General features: G+C 39.5%; 17 protein-coding genes. 9 read left to right on the top strand and 8 right to left on the bottom strand.

Going from position 1 to position 21377, the window contains the following annotated elements; genetic code table 11:
* Window positions 1-62: 62 nt before the first annotated feature.
* Genes K8089_RS06855 through K8089_RS06840 form a run of 4 tightly spaced genes read left to right on the top strand, consistent with a single transcriptional unit; the run spans window position 63 to window position 3981 of the window.
* On the top strand, window positions 63-554 hold the full coding sequence (locus K8089_RS06855) for a hypothetical protein (RefSeq protein ID WP_237602548.1): 492 nt from the start codon (window positions 63-65) through the stop codon (window positions 552-554).
* Window positions 541-1125 carry an HD domain-containing protein gene (locus tag K8089_RS06850; protein ID WP_237602547.1) on the top strand — a complete coding sequence of 195 codons (585 nt, stop codon included), beginning with the start codon at window positions 541-543 and terminating at the stop codon, window positions 1123-1125. The genes K8089_RS06855 and K8089_RS06850 overlap by 14 nt, the downstream gene beginning before the upstream one ends.
* Window positions 1122-3098, top strand: coding sequence for an LTA synthase family protein (locus K8089_RS06845; RefSeq protein ID WP_237602546.1), 1977 nt, complete (start codon window positions 1122-1124; stop codon window positions 3096-3098). Before K8089_RS06850 ends, K8089_RS06845 begins: the two co-directional genes overlap by 4 nt.
* Window position 3099: 1 nt before the next feature.
* Window positions 3100-3981 carry a diacylglycerol/lipid kinase family protein gene (locus tag K8089_RS06840; RefSeq protein WP_237602545.1) on the top strand — a complete coding sequence of 294 codons (882 nt, stop codon included), beginning with the start codon at window positions 3100-3102 and terminating at the stop codon, window positions 3979-3981.
* Between the two features lie 181 nt (window positions 3982-4162).
* On the opposite strand, the gene K8089_RS06835 is transcribed toward K8089_RS06840, so the two are convergent.
* The 5 genes from K8089_RS06835 to K8089_RS06815 form a co-directional block, all read right to left on the bottom strand.
* Window positions 4163-4774, bottom strand: coding sequence for a hypothetical protein (locus K8089_RS06835; protein WP_237602544.1), 612 nt, complete (start codon window positions 4772-4774; stop codon window positions 4163-4165).
* 217 nt (window positions 4775-4991) lie between these two features.
* Window positions 4992-5690, bottom strand: coding sequence for a P-loop NTPase family protein (locus K8089_RS06830; protein ID WP_237602543.1), 699 nt, complete (start codon window positions 5688-5690; stop codon window positions 4992-4994).
* Window positions 5691-5879: 189 nt separating this feature from the next.
* Window positions 5880-6503, bottom strand: a complete 624-nt coding sequence (locus K8089_RS06825; RefSeq protein ID WP_237602542.1) for a hypothetical protein — start codon at window positions 6501-6503, stop codon at window positions 5880-5882.
* A gap of 85 nt (window positions 6504-6588) precedes the next feature.
* Window positions 6589-6867, bottom strand: a complete 279-nt coding sequence (locus K8089_RS06820) for a helix-turn-helix domain-containing protein (RefSeq protein WP_237602541.1) — start codon at window positions 6865-6867, stop codon at window positions 6589-6591.
* A gap of 222 nt (window positions 6868-7089) precedes the next feature.
* A complete protein-coding gene (locus tag K8089_RS06815) occupies window positions 7090-7923 on the bottom strand; it encodes an RteC domain-containing protein (protein WP_262913907.1) in 834 nt (277 codons plus the stop codon).
* A gap of 176 nt (window positions 7924-8099) precedes the next feature.
* Here K8089_RS06815 and K8089_RS06810 point away from each other — a divergent pair, with 176 nt between their 5' ends.
* From K8089_RS06810 to K8089_RS06790, 5 genes are all read left to right on the top strand, one after another.
* Window positions 8100-8807 (top strand): LytR/AlgR family response regulator transcription factor, encoded by a 708-nt coding sequence (locus tag K8089_RS06810; protein ID WP_237602539.1) that lies wholly within the window; start codon window positions 8100-8102, stop codon window positions 8805-8807.
* A gap of 451 nt (window positions 8808-9258) precedes the next feature.
* A complete protein-coding gene (locus K8089_RS06805; RefSeq protein WP_237602538.1) occupies window positions 9259-11292 on the top strand; it encodes an ATP-binding protein in 2034 nt (677 codons plus the stop codon).
* Window positions 11289-11972 (top strand): response regulator, encoded by a 684-nt coding sequence (locus K8089_RS06800; RefSeq protein ID WP_237602537.1) that lies wholly within the window; start codon window positions 11289-11291, stop codon window positions 11970-11972. Before K8089_RS06805 ends, K8089_RS06800 begins: the two co-directional genes overlap by 4 nt.
* A gap of 256 nt (window positions 11973-12228) precedes the next feature.
* Window positions 12229-13734, top strand: coding sequence for a MauE/DoxX family redox-associated membrane protein (locus K8089_RS06795; RefSeq protein ID WP_237602536.1), 1506 nt, complete (start codon window positions 12229-12231; stop codon window positions 13732-13734).
* Between the two features lie 80 nt (window positions 13735-13814).
* Complete coding sequence (locus K8089_RS06790; RefSeq protein WP_237602535.1) at window positions 13815-14072, top strand: DUF6520 family protein; 258 nt, start codon at window positions 13815-13817, stop codon at window positions 14070-14072.
* A gap of 39 nt (window positions 14073-14111) precedes the next feature.
* On the opposite strand, the gene K8089_RS06785 is transcribed toward K8089_RS06790, so the two are convergent.
* The 3 genes from K8089_RS06785 to K8089_RS06775 are packed head-to-tail and all read right to left on the bottom strand — an operon-like array spanning window position 14112 to window position 21149.
* Window positions 14112-16751 (bottom strand): S9 family peptidase, encoded by a 2640-nt coding sequence (locus K8089_RS06785; RefSeq protein WP_237602534.1) that lies wholly within the window; start codon window positions 16749-16751, stop codon window positions 14112-14114.
* 1 nt (window position 16752) lies between these two features.
* Entirely contained in the window at window positions 16753-18138 is a 1386-nt protein-coding gene (locus tag K8089_RS06780) for a RagB/SusD family nutrient uptake outer membrane protein (RefSeq protein ID WP_237602533.1), read from the bottom strand.
* An 11-nt stretch (window positions 18139-18149) separates the two neighbouring features.
* Window positions 18150-21149: a SusC/RagA family TonB-linked outer membrane protein gene (locus K8089_RS06775; protein ID WP_237602532.1), complete on the bottom strand. Its 3000-nt coding sequence runs from the start codon at window positions 21147-21149 to the stop codon at window positions 18150-18152.
* Window positions 21150-21377 lie beyond the last annotated feature (228 nt).

The following is a 21377-nucleotide window of genomic DNA, read 5'->3' as shown; positions in this document are numbered from 1 at the left end:
GACAATCACAAATATCAAATCTGAATTAACCTAAAGCCTTTAACATTTTAAATAAAAGAATTATGAACGATGTACATTTTCATTTAGTAGTAACCCATCTTCCCATTGTGGGCGTATTGATTGGGTTTTTGGTCTTACTCACAGGGTATATCACAAAGAGCCCCCAGGTAAAGGCAACGGCACTGGGTATTTTCATATTTAGTGCCCTAGCGGCTATTGCTGCTTTTTATACAGGGGAAGCTGCGGAGGATATCGTAGAGAATCTACCGGGAGTGAGTGAAACCCTTATCCATACGCACGAAGAACAGGCAGAACTTTTTTATACAATGATGCTGGTTTTAGGGGGTGTTTCCCTAGTGACCATGTTTATTCACTACAAAAAATTCGCTTTTGCTAAATACGGTTTTATCGCAGTACTGTTCCTGTCTATAAGCAGTTTTGTTATGTCCAAATTTGTGGGTACCAGTGGTGGCGAAATTACCCATGTTGAAATCAGAAACGATCCCAACAATTTAATTGAACTTGATTCCCATCACGACCATGATGACGATTAAAAACATTACGGACAATTGTTCAAACATACTTCATAGCGATAAATGTGTGAGTCTTCCTTTTCACAACTTTGCGCATACGCAAGAGGTAATCGACAATGTCTTTTTGATTTCCAATATCATAGGAATGAAGCCCGAAGATGCAGATCTTATAGCTATTGCGGCCTGCTTTCACGATACCGGCTTCTCGGAAAATTATGAAGGCCACGAGGAAGTGAGCAAAAGACTTGCTGCGCAGTATATGGAAAAAGCAAATTTTACCAAAACAGAAATTGAGAGGGTTCTCTCTTGCATAGAGGCTACAAAAATGCCTCAGAACCCCCATGACATTTATGGGGAGATACTTTGTGATGCCGATTTGTTCCACTTGGGAACACTCAATTTTTTTTATAGGAATATGCTCTTGCGAAAGGAATGGGAACTGTTCCGTGGCATTGCTATGACGGATGACACATGGTTGCTGCACAATATTGCGTTTTTGGAGGAGCACCGATTCAAGACTACTTATGGGAGAGAGGTTTTGGAAAAAGGAAAGCAGGAAAATTTAAAGAAACTAAAACAATTGATACGATGAAAATAACATTTCCAAAACGGTTTACATTGTTAAAAGGCTTTGTCTTGTTATTTCTGATTCTCTCTTTTGTAGCGAGAGTGAGTTTTTTAATTTGGAATTTTTCCGAAGTGGATAAGGGGTTTTTTAAGTTGGGAAATACATTCGTGATTGGTTTTTTATTCGACATTGCCACTATTTCATTTTTTACCATCCCTTATCTTATCTATCTCCTTCTGATTCCCAAAAAGTTCTACGGCTCCATTTTGGATAGGATAGTGACCTATTTTGGATTTTCCTTGGTTACACTTATAGTTTTCTTTTCCTTTTTCGGGGAGTTCACCTTTTGGGATGAATTCCACAGACGATTCAACTTTATAGCGGTTGATTATTTGATCTATACCTATGAAGTTGTAAAGAACATTAACGAAAGTTATCCCTTGCCACTTCTTATTTCTGGGATGGTATTAATGGTTTTGGGGAGTATCTTTATAGTCTCGAAATTAGGATATTTCAAAAGCACTTTTACTAGCCAAACTTCCTTTTTGGCAAAACTTTACGCAGCCTTGCCCTGGTTCATAATTGCGTTGATAACCGGATTGTTTATAACAAACAGTAAGGCGGACTTTTCAGAAAACAGGTATAATAATGAATTGGCAAAGGCGGGGATTTATTCTTTTTTTGCAGCCTTCAGAAATAACGAATTGCCCTATAGAGATTTTTATAAAACCATCCCTGAGGAGGAGGCTTTTGCTTATTTAAAGTCGGTTTATACCAATGCCGGCGATAGTTTGATCAATCCCCAAGCAAATTCAATTTATAGAAAAATTGTAAACCGCGATAGTATTGATAAACAGATTCGCCCTAATGTAATATTTATTTGTGTTGAAAGCCTAAGTGGCGATTTTCTAAAAACCTTCGGAAACGAAAAGAACATTACTCCCACATTAGATTCTCTCGCAAATAACAGCCTCTTTTTTGAGAATTTATATGCTACAGGAACCCGAACAGTGAGAGGGATGGAAGCCATAACACTTTCCATTCCACCAACTCCGGGAAGAAGCATCGTAAAGCGGAAGGATAATCAAGGCTTATTTACCATTGGAGAAGTGTTTAAGGAAAAAGGATATAGTCGCAATTTCTTTTATGGGGGCGATGGTTATTTCGACAATATGAACACTTATTTTGGGGGCAACGGGTTTAATATTATTGATAGAGGACGTGGTTTTCTATTGGATGCCAGTATTAACACAACAAGAACCAATATTGATGATGGTGAGGTAACATTTGAAAACGCTTGGGGCGTTTGCGATATGGATATTTATAACAAAGTATTAAAAGAGGCGGATAAAGCGTACGACAACAAGAAACCATTTTTCGATTTTGTAATGACCACCTCCAACCACAAGCCTTATACTTATCCCGAAGGCAAGATAGATATCCCATCAGGGACGGGTAGGGATGGAGCCGTAAAATATACAGATTATGCGATTAATGAATTTCTAAAACAGGCGAAAGAAAAACCTTGGTATAAAAACACCGTTTTCGTTATTATGAGTGACCATTGTGCCAGTAGTGCTGGACGTTGGGAGCTGGATATTAAGAATTATCACATTCCTGCATTTATTATAAACTTACCAAATAAATCCCCCTTAAAATTGAACCAGCTTGCATCACAAATCGATTTATTCCCGACCCTCTTCGCACAATTTGGGTGGGATTATAATTCCAATCTCTTCGGCCAGAATATTTTGAAAATGGACCCTGCCGAGCAACGGACGTTTATAGGTAACTACAGGAAGTTGGGACTTTTAAAAGACAATACGGTTATGATCCTGGATGAACTTGGAAAGGCCAATTTCTATTCTTGGAATCCTGTGGACAACGCTCTTTCTCCCGAACCTTTAAACGAAGAGTTTATGAAAAAAACGATTTCTTATTATGAAGTAGCGGATGACCTATATGAAAGTGGAGGTTTAAAACTCAAAAACAAATAGGTTGATCCATATCCATTTCATAATAAATCCAATTTCTGGATCGGGAAAGAACGAACTTTCTGAAGCCTTTTTGGGGAATTATTTTTCTCAGGAGAAATATTCAATCACCACTAAAATTTCAGAATATAAAAGGCATGCCATCACCCTTACAGCAGAATCCATAAGAGAAGAGGCCCAAATTATCGTGGCCTGTGGCGGGGATGGCACCATCAATGAGGTTGCCTCTGCTCTGGTGAATACGGGTATTCCCTTAGGTATTATTCCGATGGGCTCCGGCAATGGATTGGCCTCCAATCTGAAAATTCCGAAACAGTTGGAAAAGGCGATAGGGGTAATCCTAAGAAATAAATATGTTTCTATTGACGTGGGTCGTGTCAATGATTCCTATTTTTTCAGCAACACCGGTTTTGGTTTTGATGCCAGTGTTATCAAGAATTACGAAGCATCCCAGCGCCGCTCGCTTTTAACCTATGTTAAAGCTTCTCTACAATCCTTTAAGGAATACCACAGACAGGACGAAATTATAATTGAAATCAACGGTACCACTCAGATGGTAAATCCGTTTCTTATTTTCATATCAAATTCCAATATGATGGGATACGGAATGAGCCTAACTCCCAAAGCATCTCTTCAAGACGGTCTTTTTGACGTTGTGATTGTCCCCAAACTTCCCAAATTGAAAATGTTGGTTTTCGGTTTGCTAATGCTTCTCAAAAGACCCGATTTCCAAAAAGAAGTGCGCTGTTTCCAGGCTAAGGAAATAAAACTTTTCAAAAAGAGTAGGGGTTATTTCCAATCACAAATTGATGGGGAACTTGTGGAAATTCCCAGTTCGTCTGTTGATATCGATATTTTGCAATCTTCACTAATAGTCCTAGCTTAATTTTTTTCGGAAAGGGTAACACTTTAAATTTTCTTAAGAATTAGGTCCTAGTTTTATGCAACAATATTAAAACTCTGCCTCAGACTTCGCTTACAGTGGTCAGTGTTCAGGCCTGAGTGTTTTCTCTTCAGGCACCTACGCTCAGTATGTATTAATGAGTACAATAAACTGCTTGAAATAGTTATAAGCCTTCCAGAAATAATTTTAAATCTTTTAACTCGAATAATTCTTCATCTTGGGGGATTTGGGATTTGATGATAAAGTCTTCTATGTAGTGTTTAAAGCGTTCTTCTCCAAGGGTGTCGTTGAGTATAATCCCCACAATTTCGCGAAGTAAATCAGAATCGTACTTGTTGATTGGAAAATCGAGAATGATTCCCAAGATAAATTGATCGGTGTCGGGGTCAATGAGCAGGGCCCAGAATTTTATATTGGAGGGTTTGAGACAAATTCCATTTAAGCAATATTCCTTTTCGAAGTAGTCTGGATCTTGGTCTGCCAGAGAGGTTATGTAGGCAGTGATGATCCAGTCTTTATTTTTTGGGGCTGATTCCATTAGGTGAAGAATGAGGGCTCCGACTTCGGGATCTCCACAGGTGGAAAAGGCTAGGGTGGGTAGGTCTTGATTTTCGGGAGGAATTATAAATCTATAGCCTATTTTAGGGCTGTAGTATTCGAGATGCTTAGAGAACCAATAGAGTAGTTCTTCTCTTCCTTTGTCTGAAAGGGAGTGGATGTTTCGGAGTGTTTTTTCGTTGGCGGTGAACCAGTGCCAGAAGGGGGTGGTGTTCATTAGTTTATTTTTTGGGGTTTGATGTTGATGAGTTTAGTGGTTAGGAGGTTAAAAGTTTATGAGGTTATGAGTTGAGGCCTTCGATACTTTTTCTCTTGCTCTACTGGCAAGAGAAAACACTCAGGCACCTTAAATTGGACCTTCGATACGTCCCGCAGAAAAATCGGGACACTCAGGTACCTGGAATTGGTTTGGAAACGGTAAAACTTTTTTAGTTTCATTTTCGTTTGTCTTTTGTGGTTTTGTCGAAGCCTATTACGTTTACCATTTCGCGGAGACGGCTGCGTACTCGGTTGCCGTAGCGGTTTTCGATTTCTTCGGCGTTGAGGTTTGTGGTTATGTGAGTTACCCCTCGGCTCCGCTCGGGGACCGGGTTTTTTAGAAATAATTCGTGACGTGAGAGGAGGATTTCTCCCATTACATTACAGTCTTTGCCAAAGTGCTTTCCTTCGGGTTCTACGCCTAGGTCGTCAAAACAGTAGAAATTGCTGTTGCCATATTGTTCGATAATGGAATATCCGAGGTTGTTGAAGCCGAATACGATATTTCTGGTGGGGATGATATCATAGGGACGACGATGGGGGACTAGGTGTCGCATTAATTTCATTAATGTTGTTTTGCCACAGCCTACGGGGCCACTGAGTAGTATTCCCTTAGTTGGGTCGATATTGAATTTTGGACAACTGACGTCATCTTTGATGAAGTAGAGGCATAGCTGATAGATTATTTGATGGTCTTCTTCGTGGATTTTGAATTCTTTTCCGAATAGTAGTTTTCCTTTTGCGTTGAGGTATATGAGCATTTTCGAAAAATCGTAATTGATGGTGTCTCCTTTCATTTTACCTAAATGAAATTCTACGCCACCTTCGATGAGGATGTGCGGGGTGGTTGGGTGGTATTTGGGTAGGGTTTTCATTTGTGGGTTGTGAGTTATCAGTTGTCGGTTGTGGGCCTTCGGCTTTCTTCGACTCCCTTCAACTCTGCTTAGGGATCACGGCCCAGGAACCTTTGTTTGTCTTACGGTACTTTTTCTTTTGCTCTCCGAGCTAAAGAAAACACTCAAGAACCTTTGTCGTGACTGTTATTAGTACTTCGTTTTTTTCGATTAAAGGGGTTCTTTATAGTTTTTGGATTTGGTGGTTTTTAAGTTGTCCCGATTTTGGGACTGGGGGAGTGGGGTTTGCTTTAGGTTGAGGTCTTTGGCTTTTAGCATCCAACTTTTGGCGGAGGCGTACCAATCCATCATTTTTATTTTTCCGCCAATACGCCATCCTATGGCGCTGTAATGGGCATAGAATTTTTGGGCCTCGATTTTTGGCCAATCATTTTCAGAAAAAAATGAAATTACTATTTCTTCGTTTTGTGGGAGTTCCCGTTTAAATAGGTTTTGATTTTGTTTGTTATTGTTTATATATGGTACTAAGGGTTGTCCTTGATTTGGGACGGGCGAGTTCAAGGGTTGTTTAGAGGTTGTCCCGAAAATGAACAAGCTAACCCTACTGCCTATAAAGGAATTGTGGGAAGGAATGTATCGAATATATTTCCAGCTATCCAATTGTTTTAAACAACGGTGGTATGTTGATTTTGAGCCGATTTTTGACAGCTTCATAATTTCATCGCGGATTATGATAAAGTCTTCTGGAAAGCGGTTGATGTTCCAAATGTTGAATAAGGCCATATAAAGGCTTATGTGGGTTGGGTTAAGACGGGAATCTTTGGCGATAGTCATAAAGAAAGCGTTTAAGTGTGCGATGTAGTTGACATTGGACATTGGTTTGTATTATAATAATATTCGCATACTGATTGAGAGCGATTTAATAGCTTGAAACTTTATTTTCTTCCATTACCCGTTCAATTTCTTTAAGTTCATATAGAATAATTCCTCCAATTTTTGAGTAGGGTAGTGTACCATTTATTCGGAGGTTCTGCAAAGTTCCTGGACTGATGGAGAGCATTTCCATTACCTCAGCAGATTTGAGATATACTTTTGTTTCTGAAGGAGCAGATAGTTGCTCTACTAATTTTTTAATTTCATTGAAGAGTTCGAGTTTAAATTCCATTAAATCTTCCGTTGTAATAATAGTGGCTGGCATAAGAATTAGATTTTAGATGAGAAAAAATCCCCGCTCAAAGGCGGGGATTTTAAAAAGCTACCAAAGGTTATGGCTTTTTTTGATTGGTAACTTTTTCCACGATTTGACCTTCGTGGGACAAAGATTTGAAGATTGAGGGAATAAAATTCACAAGGTGTGCCCAAGGTGGGTGTTTTTTAGAAGTGAGAAGTGAGAAGTGAGAGGTTGTAGTGTGATTCTTATTTATTGATCGGCATCGGCCATTTTTTTCTCTAGATTTTTTTTCATTCGGTCCAGGAATTTGGTTTGGTTGATTTTGCGGGAGCGAATTTCTATGTAGGTGCGGTAGTATTCACCAAGGTCAATATTTAAAACTTGCTGAAATAGGTCTGCCAAGTCTTTTATATCTGTACTGCCGTTGTTGATACTTCCCGTTTCGTGGAGTGCGTAAATTAATTCAATTAAATCTGATTTTGTTCCTGTCCAGTTCATATTTGTTGTTATGGAAGGAGCTTCTACGATAATAGGATTATTTAGATTTTTCAACTCATTATTGAGTCTTTCGATAAGCAACTTATGTGCGAAAATTTTTGCTGCAATAAAATCGTGGGAGGTCGAAAAACCTTCGTCGATACAATAGGATAAAGCATCTGGATGAAACTTTATTATGCCGTTGTAACGAAAAAAATATTCTATATCCCTATCCGTTCTTTTGCGTTCTAGATACTGGTAGAACGCCTTATGTTCCATAAAATAGCTTTGATATAGCATTATGTGGTTTTCTATATGTTTTTTAATCTTTTTATTACTGTTTTGGGGCCGGTTTGTTTGAAAGGTAGCCAGCATGAGATAATATATTAAGTATCCCAGGGGTTTTGGTTTTATGGTCTTAAAGAATAGGCATTCCTCTGCAGGAGATAAAAAACCTTCAGTTGTGATTTTGACACGTAGCTTTCTCAATGTTTTTTTACTGTGAAAGATTCCCAATTCGATTTCCTCAAAGACATTTTTGGATTCGGAATTTATTTTTTGAATTTTCCGTTCCAAATTTGCTACAATTCGGTTACAGTATTTCATGGTAGGTTAGCGGTTGAAGTATTTTTAGTTTTAGATAGATTGGGGAGTTCTATCAAAACTAAGATAGCGGGACAAAAAGAATAAATGCGAAGGTTTTTCCATACAAAAAGTAAGGGGAAACCCTACTTTTCTTTTTATAAAAGTGGATATTATTATTGAACTGGAAAATGACAGTTTTGATAACCATCTTCACAATATCCGACGATTCAAAACTTGGCGATTATATGACGGAATTTTGTTTAAATTCTTCGGATTATAAAATGGTGGGCAAATCAATGGATTTGTGTTTTTCTTTGGCGTCTTTAATGACTTATGATCCAAATATTATACTGCTGGATTTGGATATTTTAGACATTGACTTTCAAGAAGAAAATATTCTGAACAATAGGTTTTTTAAGAGTGCTTGTCTTGTAGGTCTGACTTCTGATTATAAAAGGGCATTTTATGCTCTAAAAAAGGGGTTTACTGATGTTAGAATGAAGCCTTACTCAAGGGAAGCATTATTTGAAGCTTTATCAATCTGCAGAAATCAAATTAGCAAGGAAGACAGGATTCTGACAGTTTCCTCACCGAAGGAGGCGTACTATATTCGTGTATCGGACATTCTTTATTTCAAAGCAGATAACAACAATGTTGATATCCATTTAAAAGATGGGAGGATACTACCTGTTTTTAATTCCCTTAAGCATTTTGAAAATAGACTTTCGGCTCCCTTTGTGCGAATTCAAAAGAGCTATATAATAAATGCATCCCAGATCTTTAGGATTAACCGTTGTAAGCATTTTATAATGCTAAAAAAGAGAAAGGAGCGGATTCCTTTTTCGGAGAAATATTTAAATAATATGGAAGTTTTGGAACGCTTAATAGGAACTCGTTCATTTTAAGTTTTACCATGGAAATTGGAGGTTATACCATGGGGAGGTATGGTTTCACAAGAAACAGGTTAAAACTTACTTATTTAATTAAGTTATCAATTTATTTTCGATGTAAGGAAGTTGCTCTCCTAGCTGGTATTCCCCGACCGGTTTTCCTTGTGCACAAGTGAATATAGATTATCAAAGCGGTGATCTGAACTATCTATTATTTCACTTAAATAATTTTATCATGAAAATTTTATCACTTTTATGTCTGATACTATTATTATCAGGATTATTTGTCTCGTGCACACCTACTGCATTAACTGAAACCAACGAAGTACGAACAGTTGTAAACACAGGAGATGATGACAGTGTAAGGCCCGATAACGATAAGGACTAAAGTATGACTTACAAAGTAGAGCCTTTTCTTAAATGGAAAGGCTTTACTAAATTTGTGTTACCCCAAATATGAATTGTTTTGAAAGCGTATCCTTCTTTTCTTATTCGCGGCATAGCAGTAGTTACTTTAAGCACATTCATTTTAAATTGTAATGAAAGATCTTCTGGAGTTGTGCCAGCTACGACAAAAATAGATTCACTTCTTGTTAAGGCAAAGGATCCAAGATTAATACCTGAAGAAAGATTGAAAAATCTAAGAACTGCCTATCACCAAAATACTTTGGCTAAAGATGATAGTGTTCGAATGGTTTATTATAGCAAAATTTCATATTTGGCTGCTTCCCAAAGTGATACTGCGCTTTTTTTAGATTCCGGTAAAAAGGGACTATTATTGGCCAAAAAGCGGAATGATACCCTCGTCTTAGGAAATGTTCATTGGAATTATGGAATTTATTATTTGGAGAGAAATAAACTTGACAGCAGCTATTTTCATTACCGGAAGGCATACAGGTTTTTTCAAGAAAGCAATGATTATTATGCTGGAAAAATGCTATATAATATGGCTTTTATCAGTGGGCGATTGAAAGAGTACACTGCAAGCGAAAATTTATTATACCTAGCCATTGCTCTTTTTGAAAAAGACAAGAAGTACACTCAATTATATTTATGCTATAACCATTTGGGGGTAGTCCATAAAAATTTAGGGGAATATGATGAGGCACTTCGGAATTATGATACTGCTCTAAATTATTGGCAAAAAACAACACGCAGACCAATTTACTATTTTGACACCCAAAATAATATTGGGATGGTATATCAGAAAACAGGAAATCAAAAAGAAGCCATAGAGGCATTTGATCGCGTTGTTTCCAATAAAGAGATAGGAAGCTTGGACCCTGCATTATATGCCAGGATTTTGGATAATAGGGCTATGAGCTTACTATTATTAGGGGAATTTGGAACCTTGCCTAGTCCGTTTTACAAAGCATTACAGTTACGCGATAGTATTGGAAATAAAGAAGGTCTTGTGATGAGCTACGTCCATCTTTCACAATATTACTTGGTAGTAGGAGATACAGTAAATGCTAGAGCTAATGCTGAAACTGCTTTTGATTTGGCAAATAAAATTGATTTAAAGCGGGACGCTTTGAATGCTCTTTTACTTTTAGCGAAAACGAATACTGAGGAGCGTAACTTTTATTTGAAAAAACATATATCGTTAACTAAAGAATTGAATCAAGATGAAAGGAAGGTTCGAAATAAATTTGCCAGGATACACTATGAAACCGATAGCTATATCCATCGAGCCGAAAGACTGGAACGAACACGATTGTGGATAGTTATTGGCAGTATTTTTTTGATAACAATTTTGATTTTGATTGTAGTGCTTCTTAGGCAACGATCTAAAAATAAGGCATTGGAGTTTGAGGTTAAGCAGCAACAAGCGGATGAACAGATTTATTTACTGACATTAAAGGAAATAGCAAGTATTGAGAAGGGGAAGCTTGAGGAAAGACGCAGAATTTCGGAAGAGCTACACGATGGGATTCTAGCAAGAATTTTAGGGATTAGATTGAATTGGGAGCGTTTAAAGCTAGAAGGGGATAGGGAGGTTTTAGAAGCGCATTGGAAGTTGCTTAATCATTTAGATTTGGTGGAAAGAGAAATTAGAAGAATTAGCCACGACTTACAAAATGAGATTATGCTGAGTGATACACGATTTATTCGATGGATGGAACAGTTGATTAAAGAGAGGGCCGATAGTGGCGGTTTTGAATATGAATATTATGCAGATCCTAGCGTAGATTGGGAGGGTTTTGATGATTATTTTAAAACCAATATTTATAGAATTTTGGAGGAGGCGTTACAAAATTGCATAAAACATTCGGAAGCCAAACTAGTTTGTGTTTCCCTTAGAAAAGAAGGTGATTTTGTTGTATTGAAAATAAGTGATACTGGAAAAGGTTTCACGAGTTCCATACGCACAAATGGGATTGGTTTGCGCAATATGAAATCCCGGACAAAAAAGTTAAAAGGGATATTTAATATTTCCAGTGAAGTAGGAAAGGGGACGGATATCACCGTAACAATTCCAAATAATGATAAATTATGAACCCAAAAAATTTAAATACTATAATTATAGATGACCATCCATTGCTTATTGAAGCTTATAGAAATTCTTTAATGGATATTGAGGCAGCTAATGATGCATTGAACTTTACTATTTCGGAAGCAAATAGTTGCGATACGGCGTTGGAACTTCTTGACAGGATACAGTCTACAGGACAGCATATCGATTTGGTATTTTTGGACATAAAAATTCCAGAGTCGAAAGATGGGACTCATTTATCTGGAGAAGATATTGGTTTAGAGATTAGAGCGCGTTTTCCAAATTCAAAGATAATTATAGCCACTACGTTTAACAATAATTACAGAATACACACCATTTTTAAAAGCATTAATCCAGATGGTTTTTTAATCAAGGGGGATATTAGTACGGGCATTTTATTACCAGCAATTCTAGATGTTTTGAGTGATCCTCCTTTCTACAGTAAAAGTGTACTGAAATCCTTGCGGAAATCTGTAAGTCATGATTTTTTACTTGATAAATGGGATAGGATGTTATTGTATGAACTTTCGCAAGGCATAAAAATGAAAGAGCTACCTGAAATCTTACCCTTTTCTATTGCGGCCATCGAAAAAAGGAAACGGCATATAAAATTACTTTTCGATATAGAAGAAGCTGATGATCGACAACTTTTATTAAAGGCCCGGGAGCTTGGGTTTATTTGAATTGTTCTATCGCAAATTTTTAAGGTTTAATTATATTTAGAATTGTGAATGTAGGACCTTTAGACATAAGATATAAGACTTCAAAAATTATTTAAGACTCCTTACTTTTTCGTTATCTCAATTTTACTTTTGGCGGAAATTCCTTACAAACTGAAAGGTTAAACCCTCTATATAGTAAGGCAGAAACAACCTATGTTCGTTCTCTAGTTGGTTAATTTTGTGAATGTTAAGTAAAGCATAGACTTAAATTCAAAAAATGACCTTTGTAAAATCCATATTGATATTTCTGAAAAAGCACTTCGTAGGTGGAGTATCTTATTTATTTGTCTTGTTGTTTGTTTATGCTGCAGTAAGTAAAGCTTTGGATTTTGAGACTTTTACGGTGCAATTGGCGCAGTCGCCGCTCCTCAGTGCTTACGCTGCCATTGTAGCTTGGGCAGTTCCAGGTCTGGAAATACTTATTGCTGTTTTACTAAACATTCCAAAATATAGAATCCCAGCCCTTTATGCCTCCTTTACCTTAATGATTATGTTTACGGCCTATATCTATATCATTCTTAATTTCTCCGAATTTATTCCCTGCTCCTGTGGCGGGGTACTCGAAAAACTTAGCTGGACACAACACCTTATTTTTAATATTGTTTTTATAATCCTGGCGGGAGTGGCGATCTTTTTTACTGCGCAAAGGAATATCAAAAAGACCTTGCTTTTGCATGCCACCCTTGCCATTTTTGGTGTTGCTGCCGTCACGCTGTTGTTTGCGTTTTCGGAGAAGAAGATGCATCGGAACAATGCGTTTCAGCGGAGGTATCCGCATCATCCCGCCAATGAAATCCATAAATTGGACTTGGAATTCAACTCCTATTATTTTGGAGGGTTTAATCAGGACAGCCTATATCTGGGAAATGCTTCCGCTCCAATGCATTTATTGGCCCTTGATCGAGACCGGCTTGATACAATACATCGGGTCCTTACAATTTCAAATCCCAATCTTGCCTTTCGCTATCTGCAAACCCATGTAGATTCTAGTACCGTCTATAGTATGGATGGCACTGTTCCTGTAATTTTTCAAGGAGACCTAGCAAATTTAAATGGTATGCAGCAACCTTTTAAAATCCCACAATTTATAAATGCTGTACCCATTAAGGGAAAAGCCTTTGTTTTCCGGGCCTTTGATGCCCAAACAGGGGGAAATATTATTGGTCAGTTTAGTTTGGATGCCGAAACAAAAATCGAATACTATCCAAATATCCTGCAGGCCAAGGGAGATGTCTTCTTTGATACAGATGGTATATTGCTATACAACAAGCTACTTCAAAAGGCACTTTATGTGTATTTCTACAGAAATGAATATGATGTAGCCAACCGCGATTTTTCGTTGGATTACCGAGGCCGAACCATAGACACCATATCAGTGGCACAACTGGATGTAAGAACAATTGAAACAAAGAATGAAAAGAAGCTAGGGAAAAATCCTATTAGAGTAAATCTTCAAGCGGCCACGCACGGAAAATATCTTTTTATACAGAGTGATCGGTTAGGTAAATATGAATCTGAAAAGATGCTAAAGGGTGCTTCTATTATAGATGTTTATAATCTGCAATCAAAAACTTATGACTTCAGTTTTTATCTATACCATCCTGGATTAGAAAAGCTCAAGGAGTTTAGGGTTGATGGTTTAACCCTCTATGCGCTGGTGGATCATTACCTCATTGAATACCATTTGGATAACACGTTATTTAAAATGGATTCAAAAATTTAAAAAATACTACGTAGTGACAGGGATGAGACTGAAAACCTGTAGAAGAGAGTAGGTCGATAATTAATTTAAATTTATATATAATGAAACAGATGAGAAAAAAATGGTTATTGCCAATTTTGGCTTTTGCCATAGCTATTGGTGGCGCTTTTGCGACCAATATCGAATCGACGGAAAGTGCAGTGCCAATCGGCTATGCTACTTTACAGAAACCTTGTGATACGCAAGTATCTTGTTCGACCATTCCAAATCCAGTATGTCGGGCACCAGGAGGACAGCAAGCGTGGGGTAAGAATAACCCTACTGATGGACATTGTCCAAACTTACTTTTTATGCCCTAATGAAATGGGTAGAAAAGGCCGGCGTATCGCCGGCCTTTTTTAATGCGTTTCCGTAATCCAAGCGGGAGGAGGTAAATCCTTTAAATAGAAATCGAACCATTGATTTATTTTTTCCGTTAAATCCAGCGCATTTTTTTGGTTAGCCATTACATGTCCTTCATTCCTATATAACAACATAATATGTTCTTTATTCAGTTTTCGCAGGGCGAGAAAAAATGCTACTGTCTGTTCCCAATTTGCATTGGTGTCCTGCTCCCCGGTCCAACTTAAAAAAGGAGTTTTAATGTTTTCCGTAAAATTAATGGGAGAATTTGATTCATAGGCATTGGGTTCATCAAAATAACCTTTGCCAAACCGGATGCTAAACTTTTCAAAGCGCCAAGATTGTGGCACGTCCCACAACCATGCCATTGAGAAATAAAAACTTCGCAAATCGCTAAATCCTGCTCCGGCCACAGCTGTAGCAAACATATCTGTTTGGGTTATCAGGAACATGGTTTCATAACCACCCCACGAATGCCCATAGGCGCCCATTTTTTTTGAATCTATAAATGGGAGCTCCAACACTTTATCGACCCCCGCCGTAATACATTCAACCATAGACATTCCCGGATTACCGATTTCATACACAATATCGGGACTGAAAACAAAATAATCCTGAGAGGTATAATTTGCAATATTAAACCCATACTCGACCTCATTGGATGGGAATATGAAATTGTTTAATTTATGGGACCATTCCTCATAATAATGAACAATCATAGGGTACTTTTTTTTAGGGTCAAAATTGGAAGGATAATACAAAACACCCTTTAAACTATCCTTTTCGGTTTGAAAGGAAACTAATTCTGATTTTCCCCAATTATATTCAAAGCGCTGTGAATTGGACTGAAATAAAATAGAGGGCTCCTTCGAACTCAAGTTTTTATAAATCAACCGTGGCGGCAAGTCATACCGTTCCTCAGTATAAACAACGGTCGTACCATTGTCGGCAAGCCGCAAGTTGGAGAAAAGGCTATTTCCAAAAATTATTTCCCTTAATCCCTCATTGCTATTAAAGGTAAAATACCCAGTTCGCTCATCACCCAGATTTCTGGCGTTGAAAACGACCCCTTCCTTTAGATCGAAAGTTGGGGCATGGGAACGCAAGCCTTCAATGTTTTGATACGGACTTGCCAAGTGAGTGTAAAATCTAAAAACTGTTTTCTCCTTTCTTCCACTGGTTATTCTTTCAGCCTTTTGGTCATATAAGTTTATTGTCCAAACGTCGAATTCATCATACAGGAATACATGGGTTCCGTCACTGGACCAACCGGATAAACCGAAGGAAGGAGTGGGGAAGGTTCGTGCATTTTTATTAGTGAAATCTATAAAAATATCTTTTGTTAGGTTGGTATGCTGTTGCGTTTTGGCATTGTAGCACCACCAATTACCTTCCTTGAAATACACCATAAAATCGCCATAAGGGGAAACGTGAAATTCCAAATTATGGGGCTTTTCCATTACCCTTTTTTCCTTTTTTGTTTCCAAATTATAAATTAAAATATCCGAAGCAATTGCTAAATCATTTGCTGGAATAAAGGCATTTTTATTGGTAGTGGCATAGGCGAATTTTGCATCCTTTCCTAAAATTGTTTTGCTATGGAGGCTATCGCCCAGAAATTGCCAAAACCCAGAGGAAGGATTCCAAGAAACCAATATATCCGGATTTTCAAGATTTTTTTTAATTTTCTTATAAGCAGGATATAAAAATTCATCCTTGGTATTCCAGATTTCCACTGTTGCTGGGTCATTGTCTTTAGTTGTTTTGGCAGGGATGCTTTTAGCATGGGAGGCATAAAAGAATACTGTCTTTAAGTCTGGCGAAATATATAGGGATTCCGAAGTAATTTCAGAAATTTTTAGACCTACTTTTTTGGGGTCAAACTTTTTGATAATTGTCGGGTTATTTAAATCCGCTATCCAATGGAGGATGGTATTATCTGAAAACCTTTCATAAAATGCAAGTCCATTCCCCGTAGTTGCCCAAGTAATATTATCATAGTCATTTTTACTGCGGGCAAGAACGACGTCCCTTTTGTTGGCTAAGTCCCTCACAATTAGTTTGCTTTCTTCTTTGTCTTTTACAACACATGCCAGTTGACTTCCGCTTTTATTAAATATAAAATCGGTAACATTTTCCATTGGTAGGGAAGCGCCTTTATCCAGATCCCTTAGTATTAATTTATTCCCTTTAGCGGTTTCCGTGTCTTCCAAAAAGGCAAGATATTTAGAATCGTCGGTAATTTTAAAGGTGGGTACATTAGGGGTATAGCTATGGTTTTCAGCCATAAGGTCAATTATGCTTAGCCGTTTTTTTGAATCAATTGCAAAGAACCATTTTGAATCATTTGAAAATTGGTGGTAAGTGCCATTTGGGATTTCAAATTTCTTTCTTGTCTGGGTATTCAAAAGGAAAAGTGTATCGGCTTGTTTTGGGTAATAAAGCGAAAAGGAAGTCCATTTTCCATCGGACGCTATTTGCTGGGGTACCATGGTGTGCCACCTAGGGTCATTTATGGGCGACTTTCCAGATTTACTATCCACCTGCCCCCAGAAGGAGCAGGCCGATAGGAAAAAAATGAAAAAAATTACTTTTCTGCTAATCCAAAGTAATCTATTTGGGAGAGGGAGTTTCATATCAATAACCATCATTTTGGGGCTGTAGGTTAGGATTTACCAATAATTCCTTTTCGGGCAATGGCAATACTCTATCTGTTGAATTCCACCCAGGTTTTACGCCATTTAGTATTTCATCCAATAATCCCCACCTTTTTAAATCGAAAAAGCGATGGCCAAATTCCGTAAAGAGTTCCGTTTGTCGTTCCTGCCTAATGGCTTTCAAAAGCTCAGCTTCTGAAAATGCGGAAGTAGCTACCAATCCCGCCCGGTTCCTTATTTTATTAATGTCAGCCTGTGCTCCGGCAAGATCGCCCAGCATTGTTCTTGCTTCTGCCCGAATTAAATATTGTTCCGCCATCCGAAGGACTATGGAATATTCCTGTGAGGTGCCGGCACCCAATCCAATTTTATACTTATAGGGAAAAAACCAGGTAGTGGTACCATCGCTTATTTCGCCCACCCAATGTACTCTTCGGAGGTCTTCGGCCTCAAATGCATCCACCACACGATTGCTTAATGCCCTTTCCGAAGGCGGTGCCGATAGGATTATAAAGGTGTTTGCCTCAAGGGTATTGCCACCCACTTCATTGGGACTAAACTGCCATAGTGTTGAATAACTAGTGTTCAGGAATACATTTTCAATATTTTCTTCCCATCCGTTATTATCAATTACCACACTTGAATATTGATTGGCGAGTTCCCAATTTTTGTTATAGAGGTGCACCCTGGCCAAGAGGGCGAGGGCAGTATATTTATTGGGCCTTAGATGTTGGGCAGTGACATCCATTTCGGGAAGCAGTTCCTGTGCCGCCATAAGATCCTCGACAATTGCCGAATAGACTTCCTGCTCAGGCATTCTGGAGACAATTTTATTTTCCAGATAATTGGTAGTGGTTATGTAGGGAATATCCCCGTATAGGTTCATCAGATAAAAGTGTATCAAGGCCCTAACGAAAAGGGACTCTCCCGTAAATTGGTTTTGTTCCTCAACTGTAAAAAAGCGGGAATCCCGAACCCCTTCCAAAATTGCATTGGCTTGGTATATTTGGTTATATGCCCCGTTCCATAATTCGGCAATGGAGGGTTCCGCTGCCGTTAAGGAATTCTTATTGAAAGGTTCCTCCGCCAGCCGTATAGAACTGTAGTAGTCAAGTTCATCGGCATAGTTCCCCATAAGCGTCGATACTCCTTGGGGGGTACCCGTGAGCAGCCCGGAATCCCTTAAATTTGCATAGATGGCTATCATGGCTGCCTCAACGGTCTTGGCATCGGTATATACATTCTCGCCACTCAGCAAATGGCTTGGTGTTTCCACTTCAATGCTGTCGCAACCGAGCAGCAAAATCAATATGCAGGCGGCCAGGGGTAGGGCGGTGTTTCTAATTTTTATTTCTATTTTTTTCATATTGCGTTGTTTTAAAAATTAAAGTCAATTCCAGCTGTTATAAGTTTAAGTGGGGGCAGGTTATTGAACACCTGCGTTTCCGGATCCGGACCCTTGTATTTGGTGAAGGTGAGTAAGTTCTGGGCCCGAAGATGCACCCTACAGCCTATATTGAGGTTTTGGGGAGCGGGGATGGTGTAGGAAAGCGAAATGTTTTTTAAGCGAATAAAGGAGGCATCACTTACGCTGGCGGTACTTGCGGAATTATTTACATAGGCCAAGGTGGCCTCTTGGTTAATGCCCGTAGTAAAAAGTTGAATGGACGCATCATCCCCGGGTTGTTGCCAATTGTCCAAAACTTCCACAGGCTGGTTTGTCATTGATCCTGGCAGTGTTCCTCCGGCGAAAAAATTCCTGCCCTTTTGTTTTACGAACTGGAACAGAAAATCCAGTGAAAAGTTGGCATATGTTAGCGAGTTGCCAAAACCCCCAAAATATTTCGGAGCCATATTGGCGATTGTTTTGGCGTCGTTGGGTTTGGTAATGCTGCCATCGCCATCCACATCCTCAAAAGTATACAAGCCAGTCTGCGGGTCAACTCCTGTGGCGTTATAGAGCAACAGTATGTCCAGCGGTTCCCCAATAACGTATTGATTGGCATATGTAGAACCCTCAAGGTTTGGAAAGGCAATGAGTTCATTGCGGGGCAACGAAAGGTTAATAAAGGTCTTCCACGAAAAGGTGTCGTTCTGAAAATTGGTGGTGGTAAGTTCAAACTCCCAGCCGGTATTTTCAACCGTAGCGGGAAGGTTTGCCAGTATGGAGGTAAATCCAGTTGTGCCAGGTAATGGAATGCCTACCAATTGGTTGGAGGAGCGATTTCTATAATAGGAGGCGCTCATATTGAGCTTATCGTTAAATAACCCCAGTTCGAGTGCAGCTTCCAGTTTTTTATTTGTTTCCCATCCATAATCTGGATTGAACAATTGGGTAGGGGATAAGCCCTGCATCCCTTGATAGGAAAGCCCTCCAAAAGTATAGGTGTCCAGAAAACCATAATTTCCTATTTGGTCGTTTCCGGTGGTACCATAACTGCCGCGGAGTTTTCCGAAGCTTAAAAAGGCGATATTATTTTTTATAAGTGGCTCTTCGCTGAAGACCCAAGCCGCTCCTACGGCTCCAAAATTGGAGTATTGCTTGCCAGGACCAAAGCGGCTTGAACCATCCCGCCTTCCCGTTAGGTTCAGAATGTATTTATGGTCCCAATTGAAATTTAGCCTGCCAAAAAGGGCGCGGTATTTATAAATTTCTTCAGTATCGTTTAGGATGGAAATGTTGGAGGCTGCCGCAACGTTATATATTAAATTGTTACTGGCAAAGCCGCTCGCAAACTGCACCGCTTTAGCAGTCAGTTCGTGTTGTACCGTACCCCCGGCGAGCACGTCCACCCGTCCCTTGCCAATTTTAAAGTTGTATGCCAATTGGGGCTCCACAATATAGGAACGTCTGTTACCATTGTTCAGAAATATGGAGGAATAGCTGCTGTCCAGCCCAAAGTCGGGGTTATAGATAGTGTGCGGGGACGTCTTATCCTCTTCCAGTTCATTCTTTGTATAGCCAAGATTGGCTTTTAATTCCACGCCTTTAAAGGGACGATAGGCAATAACGGCATTTCCAATTAGGGTAGTGGTTTTGGATTGGTAATCCCCATTCAATTGTGCCAAAGGATTGGTGAACGTTCCCTCTTCCCAATTCAGGTCGCCATTTTCAAGAAACAATGAAGGCGCGTTTGGAGCAAGGGAATAGGCATCATACACCAAGTTGGTTGGGGGCAGTTTATTTTTATCGGTGACGAAATTTGCGCTCAATTGCAGGCTGAATTTGTCATTCTTGGCAGTATGGTTGAGGTTAACCAAGGCACCCCCTTTTTGGTATTTGAAATCACCGGGAAACACGGTGGTTTGTTCCTCATAATTTCCACGGACCAGAAATTGGGTCTCCTCACTGCCTCCCTGAACGGAGGTACTGGCGGTGGTATAATAGGCCGTTTCCCCCATTAGTTCCTCCTGCCAATCGGTATATCGATTTTGATCCCAAGTACCGTTTATATCATAAGCGTATACCGGATATTCGGTGATGCCATCGTTGGCAAAGGCTTGCCGACGCATATTTAAATATTGTTCTGTATTGAGCAACTGCATCCGCCGCGTGATGCTCCCGACACCGGTGGAGGTACTGACCTGAAACCTTGTGGTGCCGGCTTTTCCTTTCTTTGTTGTAATCAAGACTACGCCATTTGCGCCCCGGGACCCATAAATGGCAGTGGCATCGGCATCTTTGAGCACGGATATGCTTTCAATGTCATCTGGATTGATACCGTTCAATGGATTTTGTACCCCGCCCAGCACAGTAGAAATATTTATATTTCCGAGCGACAAGGATGAATACGGCACCCCATCTACAATATAAAGCGGTTCGCTGCCATCCGCCCGAATGCTGTTACGTCCTCGGATACGCACCGAAAACCCACCGCCCGGCACGCCTGTGTTCTGCACAATATTCACCCCCGCCATCCTACCCTGCATAGCGGCAAGAGGGTTGGAAACGGGTTGGTTCTCAATTTCGGTAGCGGTAACACGAGTGATACTCCCTGTTTTCTCCCTATCGGAAACTTTGTAGTAGCCCGCATTAATAACCACCGCATCCAATGCCTGCGCATCCACCTCCATAACAACATTTAAAATAGGGGCACTGCCAACTGCAACTTCCCGCAGCTTGTAGCCTACGTACGTAAACACAAGCGTATCGTTTGCGGAGGCACTAACGGAATAACGCCCCTCCAGATCACTAATGCTCCCCCGGGCGGTGTTCTTTACCAAGACGTTGACGCCACTAAGCGGGGCCGCGCCAGAGGTAATACTACCACTGATTGTTTTTTGTGGCTGGTTCTGTGAAAAAGTAGGGGAGTTGTAGGTTAGGAAAAGGGCAAAAGATAGTGCATAGGCATAGCTTCGCCTGTAGTAATTTTTCATACTTTTGTATTGTTAAGTTAGACAACTGATTTAACTACGGCCTTTCACACGTTGCGCAACAGGGTGTGAGGGCCTTTTTTTTGTTCCTCCTTCGCTCTGTCGAGCTATGGAGGACGAGGGTCGTGAATCGTGATGGATATTCCGGTGATACTGACCCCCCATTCCGGGCATATTGACCCCCCTTAGATTTATTGGTCAAAAAGATAAGAACGTGACAAATTTACAGTT

The organism is Aequorivita vitellina, assembly GCF_022008365.1.
GTDB lineage: Bacteria > Bacteroidota > Bacteroidia > Flavobacteriales > Flavobacteriaceae > Aequorivita > Aequorivita vitellina.
This window is presented reverse-complemented; position numbering and strand designations above follow the sequence as displayed.